Raw genomic sequence first — 7,246 nt, 5'->3', positions numbered from 1 at the left:
CACCTGTTCCTCGCCGCGCCCGAGCGGGGAGCGAAGCCGTCCGCCCGCCCAGCCGCGGCCACGGCCGCCCGCCCAGCCGGCGGGCCGCTGCGACTCGTCGCTCATGGCAGCACCTGTCCCTGCGTGTTCGTGACCTCCAGGCCCTCATTGGTGTTGCCCACAGCGTCGGCACCGAGGTCGGAGTCGAGTATGTACACCTTCGCGCCGCCGGGATAGAAGCGCGAGACGGAGGCCATCGACTGACCGTCCTCCGCGGCCTGCACCGTGATGCCGCCCGCCTGCCTGGTGACCGTGAGTTTCCAGCGGCTCATCGCGAGCTTGCCGTCGGCGCTGACCGGCCCCGGCCACACCAGGTAGGCGAACGACGCGTACGGCATGGAGCTCAGCAGCGGCCCGGCAGCCGCGGCGGCGGACGCCGGCACGGTGGCAGATGGCGGCACGGTGGCGGATGGCGAGCTTGCGGCGGCGGGCGAGGAGGTAGCGGCCACCGGCGGTGCGGTGACCGTGTAGATGCCGCGCTGCTTCCACCCGACCACGCCAAAGAGAAGCCCGGCGATCCCCGCTATCGAAAGGACGGTCAACCCACGGGGACCCACACGCTCACTCCGCTCTGATCTGACCCTCGGCGGCCTGCCGCGCCGCCTCGTCCGCACCGGGTTCCTGGGGCGTTCCTGACGCCCCCGACGCTGGCCGGGGACGGGTCTCGTCCCTGATCCAGGAGAGGAACGACGCCGAGCCCGACACGATCGCGGTGGCGACGATCTCCGGCTCGTCGTAGCTGTGCCGGTCGGAGAGGAACGCGGCGAGTTCATCGTATCGATCGGCCGGCGTCTTGAGGAAGACGAACCATTCCTCGGAGCGCTCCAGCTCGTCGTTCCACCAGTACGTGGACGCGACAGGCCCGGCGACCTGGCCGCAGGCCGCCAGCCGCGCCTCGACGGCGGCCCGGGCGAGTTCCATCGCCTCGGCCCGCGAGTCGGTGGTCGTCTGCACCTGCAGGTATTCGCTACCCCTGCGGTCGCCAGCGTCGCTTCCCGCCATGGCACCTGATCGTACGCCCCGCCGCGAAGGTACGCTGGCCAGGCCGTTGCCAGGCCGTTGCCAGGCCAGACTGGAGGTTACCGCTTTGGAGCTGATTCACTCGGGAAAGGTCCGCGACGTCTACGCCGATGGTGACGACCTGCTCCTCGTCGCGTCGGACCGGGTGTCCATCTACGATGTGGTGCTGCCCACGCCGGTCCCCGGCAAGGGCCGCATCCTCACCCAGCTGTCGCTCTGGTGGTTCGATCGCCTCACCGATGTCACGCCTAATCACGTGATTTCCGCGACCGACGTCCCCGCCGAATGGCAGGGCCGCGCCATCCGCTGCCAGCACCTGGAGATGGTTCCCGTGGAGTGCATCGCGCGCGGTTACCTGGCCGGGCTCGGCCTCGCCTCCTACAACGAGACCGGCGCGATCTCCGGCGTGCCGCTGCCGCCCGGCCTGGTTGAGGCGTCCAGGCTGCCCGAACCGGTCTTCACCCCGACGACGAAGGCCGCCGCCGGGCACGACGAGCCGATGACCTACGACGAGGTGGCGGACCTGGTCGGCGCTTCGACGGCCGCCGAGCTCAGGCGGATCACGCTCGAGGTGTACCGCCGGGGCGCCGCGCTCGCCGCGGAGCGCGGCGTCATCGTCGCGGACACGAAGCTGGAGTTCGGCCGGGCGAAAAACGGCGACCTGGTCCTCGCCGACGAGGTGCTGACCCCGGACTCCTCCCGCTTCTGGCCCGCGGGCGACTACGAGCCCGGGCGCCCGCAGCACTCGCTGGACAAGCAGTACCTGCGCGACTGGGGCACCGCGATCGGCTGGGACCGCAAGCCGCCCGGCCCGGAGATCCCGCCGGACATCGTGGCGGCGATGACCGCGCGCTACTTGGACCTGTTCGACCGCCTGACAGCTGGTCAGGAGCTGTGAACGAGCAGCGCTGAAATGCGGCGGCCCGCCGGACCGTCGGTCACCAGATAGGTCAGGGTGACCCGGCGGATCTCAGCGCCGTCGCTCTGCTGCCACGAGTATGTCCCGCGGTAGAGAGCGGACGTGGAATTCACGACGGTGACCTCGGAGCCGAGGGCCTCGCTGCGGCCGTAACCGGCCGCCCGCATCCCGTCGACCTGCTGCTGCATGACCGCGACAACCTGGGCGTCGCTCGTCAGCGCGAAGAACCCCTCGTCGGTCGTGACCAGCAGCGGAACGCCGTAGTACGCGAGCAGCGAAGCGGTGTCGCGCTCGCCACGGCCGCAGGCCGCGAAGGCGTCGAGGTACTCGCCGAACCACTGGCTCACATCGTCGCTGTCCACGATCACGGACCATACCGCTTGACGCAGGTGTAGGCGCCGTAGAGGCGGCGCTCGAAGCTGACCTCGACGATCTCGAAGCCGGCGGCGGCCAGCAGCGGCTCGAGCAGCCACCGGTAGGTGCTGTACTCGGTGCGGATGTGCTCGGCGTAGTCGGCGGCGGTGTACCCGTCCGCCGGGTCGGCGGCGGCGCCCGCGAACCAGCCGGCGAAGATCTCGCTCGCCTCCCGCGGCTGGAAGTCGAAGATGAGATCCCGCAGCCGCAGCACGCCGCCCGGCGGCAGCATGTCCGCGATCCGCTGCAGCGCGATCCCCTTCCAGAAGTCAGGGACCTGGTGCAGCGCGTTCCTGGTGTAGACGCCGTCCACGGGCGCCCCCTCGTGGGCGTAGCTGAAGAACCCCGCGCGCACGCAGTCGAGGTTGCCCGCCCCCGCGGTGGCCGCCTTCTGCCGCAGGGCGTCCACCATGACAGGCGAGACGTCGGCCGCGACGACGCGCCCGAACCGCCCCGCCGCGGGGATCGCGAACTGCCCGGTGCCGGCGCCGATGTCGACCACGGTGGATGACCTGCCGAGCCCCCGCGCCTCGAACGCCGCCAGGTCCTCGCCAGGGTCCGGATATCCCTGCTTCTTGTCGTAACCCGCGATGAACGCCGCGTCCAAATGCTCGGGACCCGCGTGCGCCAGTTCGTCCAGCATCCATGTCTCGGCCATGCCCGTGATTCTCCCCGCTGCGACCGGCCCGCGTAACGAGGACAGCAGCGACGCGTGGTCGACGGCCCACAGCCAGGTACCGTCCGGCTGACGCCGCGCGACCTCCGCCGTCGTGCCCCCGCCGGGCAGCCTGGTCGAGGTGAGCGCCAGGCCGCCGTTGCGCAGCGGGGGCCGCTGCCCGTCGGACGTGAAGACCGGCCGGTCCGCCAGCAGTTCCCGGTACACCCCGCGGATCTCGTCGTGGCCGGTGACCACTCGCCCCGGCGCCAAGGCGAGCACCGCGTCTGGTTCGTACAGCGCGACCAGCCCCTCCACGTCCCCGGCGTTCGCGCGCTGGAGAAAGAATTCGCCGAGGTCCTCGGGCGCCCGCGCCGGCGGGTGACCATCCGCCGTGGTCATGGGCAACGCCCCCTTCGTCCGGTGGCAGTCCGTAAATAGTCAGGACGTCGGCGATCAGCCGGTAACATTCGGGCATCACCTACCGCCATATTGGCTCATTGGAGGACGCACGTGGTGTCGCAGGCGAGCAGGCTGGCTGACGTCCGGTATGACATCCGGGGGCCGGTACTGCGCCGAGCTCGCCAGCTGGAGGCCGAGGGCCACCAGATCCTCAAGCTGAACCTCGGGAACCCCGCGCCGTTCGGGATGGTCGCACCGGACGCGGTCGTGCAGCAGGTCGCCGCCAGCGTCGCGGACTCCCAGGGCTACAGCGACGCGCGCGGCATCGCGCCGGCCCGCGAGGCGGTGGCCGCCTACTACGACCGCATCGGCGTCGAAGGCGTCACCGCCGACGACGTGTTCCTCGGCAACGGCGTGTCCGAACTCATCGTCATGTCCCTCCAGGCCCTCCTCAACCCGGGCGACGAGGTCCTCGTGCCGAGCCCGGACTACCCGCTGTGGACCGGCGCCGTCAGCCTGTGCGGCGGCCGCGCGGTGCACTACCGCTGCCGGGAAGACCTGGGCTGGAACCCGGACACCGAGTACGTCCGTGCCCAGATCAGCGACCGCACCAAGGCGATCGTGATCATCAACCCGAACAACCCCACCGGCGCGGTGTACTCGCGGGAAACGCTGATCGAACTGCTCGACATCGCCCGCCGGAACAACCTGCTCGTCCTCACCGACGAGATCTACGACCAGATCCTGTACGACGGCGCGCAGCACCACTGCGCCGCGGCCCTCGCCCCCGACCTGCCGGTCCTGACCATGGGCGGCATGTCCAAGACGTACCGGCTCGCCGGCTTCCGGTCAGGCTGGCTGGCGGTCTCCGGCCCGAAGGAGCCGATCGCCGAATACCTGGACGGCCTCGAGCTCCTCGCCAACATGCGCCTCTGCCCGAACGTCCCCGCGCAGCACGCCATCCCCGCCGCGCTCGACGGCGGCATCGACATCACCGGGCTGCTGCGCCCCGGCGGCCGGCTGTACGACCAGCGGGACCGCGGCTGGCAGCTGCTCACCGAGATCCCCGGCGTGGACTGCTACAAGCCGGCCGGCGCGCTGTACCTGTTCCCCCGCCTCGACCCCGAGGTGCACAAGATCGTCGACGACCAGAAGATGGTCATCGACCTGCTGGAGCAGCAGTACCTGCTGCTGTCGCACGGCACCGGGTTCAACCTGCCGTCCGCCGACCACCTGCGGGTCGTGTTCCTGGCCAGCGTCCCCGTCCTCGAAGACGCGATCGGCCGCCTCGCGACGTTCCTCGCCACCTACAAGCAGTAACCCGGGCTTGACCTTGCCCTTGGGGCAACGCCCAGGCTTGCCGACGTGAAGCTCCTCACGATCGGTGAGTTCGCCCGCGCGTCCCGGCTGTCGCCGAAGGCGCTGCGGCTGTACGACGAGCTCGGCCTGCTCCGCCCGGTCCGGGTCGACGAGTACTCCGGCTACCGGTACTACTCGCCGGACCAGCTCGACCAGGCGCGGCTGGTCGCGTGGCTGCGCCGCGCCGGCCTGCCGCTCGCGACGATCGCCGAGATCAACGGCCGTCCCCCGGCCGAGGTCGCGGCCGCCGTGACGGCTTTCCTCCGGGTGGCCGAGGCCGAGTTTTCCGAACGGAAGGGGCTTGCTCTATTTCTGCTCGATTACTTGTCAGAAGGGCAAACCGCCATGCCAGGAACCCAGCTCGCCATCCGCTACGCCGCCGCCTCCGACATCGGCCGCGAGCGCGACCGCAACCAGGACGCCGCCTACGCAGGAACCCGGCTGCTCGCCGTCGCCGACGGCTGGGGTCCCGGCGGTGACGCGGCAAGCGAAGCCGTGATTGACGCGCTTCGCCCGCTCGAATCCGCGGAATCCGCGGGTGACCTGCTCAACGCGCTGTCCGACGCGATCACGGCGGCGACCTCGTCGCTGCGCGCCGCCGCCGAGTCCGACCCGGAGTTCGCGGACAGCGGCAGCACGCTCACCGCGATGCTCTGGTCCGGGTCGCGACTCGCCCTGGTGCACATCGGCGACAGCCGCGCCTACCTGCTGCGCGACGGCGGCCTGTTCCAGATCACGCACGACCACTCGGTCGTCCAGTCGCTGATCGACGCCGGGCGGCTCACGCCGGAAGAGGCGTGGTCACACCCGCAGCGAGCGATGCTGCTCAAGTCGCTCGGCACCACCGCCGGGACGCCCGACCTGTCGCTGCACGACGCCCAGGCCGGCGACCGCTACCTGCTGTGCTCCGACGGCCTGTCCGCCGTCGTCCCTGCGGCGGACATCAGGGAGACGCTCGCGGCCCAGGAGTCGGTGCCCGCCGACGCGGTCCAGCGACTGATCGAGCTGGCCAACGCGGCAGGCGGCCCGGATAACATCGCCTGCGCCGTCGCCGACGTGACAGCGGCGGCGGCAGCGGCATAGCCGCCACCGCTTCTTGCTGTTATCAGCCGGAAATCGGCCTCACAGCAACTTCGTATCAGTTCCGGCCCCTTAGCCGCCCGATTTGCCCGTTTTCGAGGACCGGAACTGATACCAAGATGAGCGCTGGGCCGACCGGCCGACAACTGGCGGGCGTAGGATTTCGGTAGGCCCGCAGGGGGCCGCCGGTCCGCGGGAAGGGCAGAGCCCGCCTGAGCGCACGATCATGGAACGGCTGTTATCTCCTCCTTTCGGCCTTGCGACGCGGACAGCAGGCGTAACGGAAGGAGTCATGGTGTCTGAGTCGCCTGTCCCGCTCCCCGAGCAGCCGAGCCTCGAACAGCTTCGCAACCAGGCGAAAGACCTTCGCCGGACGTCCGGGATCCCGTTGTGGGAGGCGCAGCTCGGCGTGGCGCGCCGCTACGGATTCACCAGCTGGGCGCGGCTAAAGCAGCACGTCGAGCTGCTGACCAGGTACAGCCGGTTCCCCGAACGTGTCGCGACGGACAGCGACGCCGGCACGTTCCTGCGGCTGGCCTGCCTCAGCTACTACGACGATGAGCCCGGCGAGTGGGAGCAGGCGCGGCGGATCCTTGAGCGCGCGCCGGGGCTCGCCGAGGGCAACGTCTATGTGGGGGCCGCGACGGCCGACGCCGACGCGCTGCGCCGGGTGCTGGCGGCAGACCCCGCGGCGGCCTCGCGAGAAGGCGGGCCATTCCAGTGGGAGCCGCTGTGCTACCTCGCCTACGCCAGGCACGACCCGGCGATCTCGCTGGCGGCGACGCTGGAGACCGCCCGGCTCCTGCTCGACGCCGAGGCCGACCCGAACGCCGGCTACCTCTGGCACGGGCTGCCCACCCCGTTCACCACGCTCACCGGCGTCTTCGGCGAGGGCGAGGCCGGGCCGGTCCGCGCCCCGCGGCACCCGCACTCGCTGGCGCTCGCCCGGCTGCTGCTCGAGGCGGGCGCCGACCCGAACGACGGGCAGGCGCTCTACAACCGGATGTTCGAGCCGGGCAACGACCACCTCGAGCTGCTCTTCGAGTTCGGCCTGGGCACCGGAGACGGCGGCCCGTGGCGCAGGCGACTCGGCGACGCGCTCGACACTCCGGCGGAGATGGTCCGCGGCCAGCTCGCCTGGGCCGTCACGCACGGCATGACGGAGCGGGTCCGGCTGCTCGTGGAGCACGGCGTCGACGTGACCGCGCCGCTGGACGGGGTCACGGCCGCGTCGATGGCCGCTACAACTGGGCACGCCGACCTGGTGGACTACCTCGTCGCGCATGGCGCGCCACCGCTCGACCTGCCGCCAGCGGACGCGTTCGTCGCCGCCGCGCTGGCCGCCGACCGGCCGCGGC

General features: G+C 71.1%; 8 protein-coding genes. 4 read left to right on the top strand and 4 right to left on the bottom strand.

The annotated features are described in order from the left end of the window. Window positions 1-101: 101 nt before the first annotated feature. Window positions 102-581, bottom strand: a complete 480-nt coding sequence (locus tag WA805_RS16865) for a hypothetical protein (RefSeq protein WP_422289077.1) — start codon at window positions 579-581, stop codon at window positions 102-104. A 19-nt stretch (window positions 582-600) separates the two neighbouring features. Beyond that, window positions 601-1,041 carry a divalent-cation tolerance protein CutA gene (gene cutA, locus WA805_RS16860; protein WP_422281728.1) on the bottom strand — a complete coding sequence of 147 codons (441 nt, stop codon included), beginning with the start codon at window positions 1,039-1,041 and terminating at the stop codon, window positions 601-603. Between cutA and WA805_RS16855 the strand changes: the two genes are divergently transcribed. Continuing rightward, window positions 1,040-1,957 carry a phosphoribosylaminoimidazolesuccinocarboxamide synthase gene (locus WA805_RS16855; RefSeq protein ID WP_425242814.1) on the top strand — a complete coding sequence of 306 codons (918 nt, stop codon included), beginning with the start codon at window positions 1,040-1,042 and terminating at the stop codon, window positions 1,955-1,957. The two genes, cutA and WA805_RS16855, sit on opposite strands and share 2 nt — an antisense overlap. Here WA805_RS16855 and WA805_RS16850 read toward each other — a convergent pair. Together WA805_RS16850 and WA805_RS16845 are read right to left on the bottom strand one after the other, a co-directional pair. Next, entirely contained in the window at window positions 1,945-2,340 is a 396-nt protein-coding gene (locus WA805_RS16850; RefSeq protein WP_422281726.1) for a hypothetical protein, read from the bottom strand. The two genes, WA805_RS16855 and WA805_RS16850, sit on opposite strands and share 13 nt — an antisense overlap. 2 nt (window positions 2,341-2,342) lie before the next feature. Continuing rightward, a complete protein-coding gene (locus WA805_RS16845) occupies window positions 2,343-3,449 on the bottom strand; it encodes a methyltransferase domain-containing protein (protein ID WP_425240179.1) in 1,107 nt (368 codons plus the stop codon). A gap of 111 nt (window positions 3,450-3,560) precedes the next feature. Between WA805_RS16845 and WA805_RS16840 the strand changes: the two genes are divergently transcribed. From WA805_RS16840 to WA805_RS16830, 3 genes are all read left to right on the top strand, one after another. Continuing rightward, window positions 3,561-4,769, top strand: coding sequence for a pyridoxal phosphate-dependent aminotransferase (locus WA805_RS16840; RefSeq protein ID WP_424562486.1), 1,209 nt, complete (start codon window positions 3,561-3,563; stop codon window positions 4,767-4,769). A 45-nt stretch (window positions 4,770-4,814) separates the two neighbouring features. Continuing rightward, window positions 4,815-5,891 (top strand): MerR family transcriptional regulator, encoded by a 1,077-nt coding sequence (locus tag WA805_RS16835; protein ID WP_425242813.1) that lies wholly within the window; start codon window positions 4,815-4,817, stop codon window positions 5,889-5,891. Window positions 5,892-6,180: 289 nt separating this feature from the next. After that, window positions 6,181-7,246, top strand: a 1,066-nt coding sequence (locus WA805_RS16830) for an ankyrin repeat domain-containing protein (RefSeq protein WP_425242812.1), incomplete at its 3' end; no start/stop codon positions are given.

It is taken from the genome of Trebonia sp., from assembly GCF_049794275.1.
In the GTDB taxonomy this organism is placed as follows: domain Bacteria; phylum Actinomycetota; class Actinomycetes; order Streptosporangiales; family Streptosporangiaceae; genus Trebonia.
Note: the sequence above shows the minus strand (reverse complement) of the source record. Positions and strands in the feature narration are given on the sequence as shown.

Coding starts and splice junctions, on each gene's coding strand:
- WA805_RS16845 (WP_425240179.1), bottom strand. CDS start 3,449: ATGACCACGGCGGATGGTCACCCGCCGGCGCGGGCGCCCGAGGACCTC.
- WA805_RS16855 (WP_425242814.1), top strand. CDS start 1,040: ATGGCACCTGATCGTACGCCCCGCCGCGAAGGTACGCTGGCCAGGCCG.
- cutA (WP_422281728.1), bottom strand. CDS start 1,041: ATGGCGGGAAGCGACGCTGGCGACCGCAGGGGTAGCGAATACCTGCAG.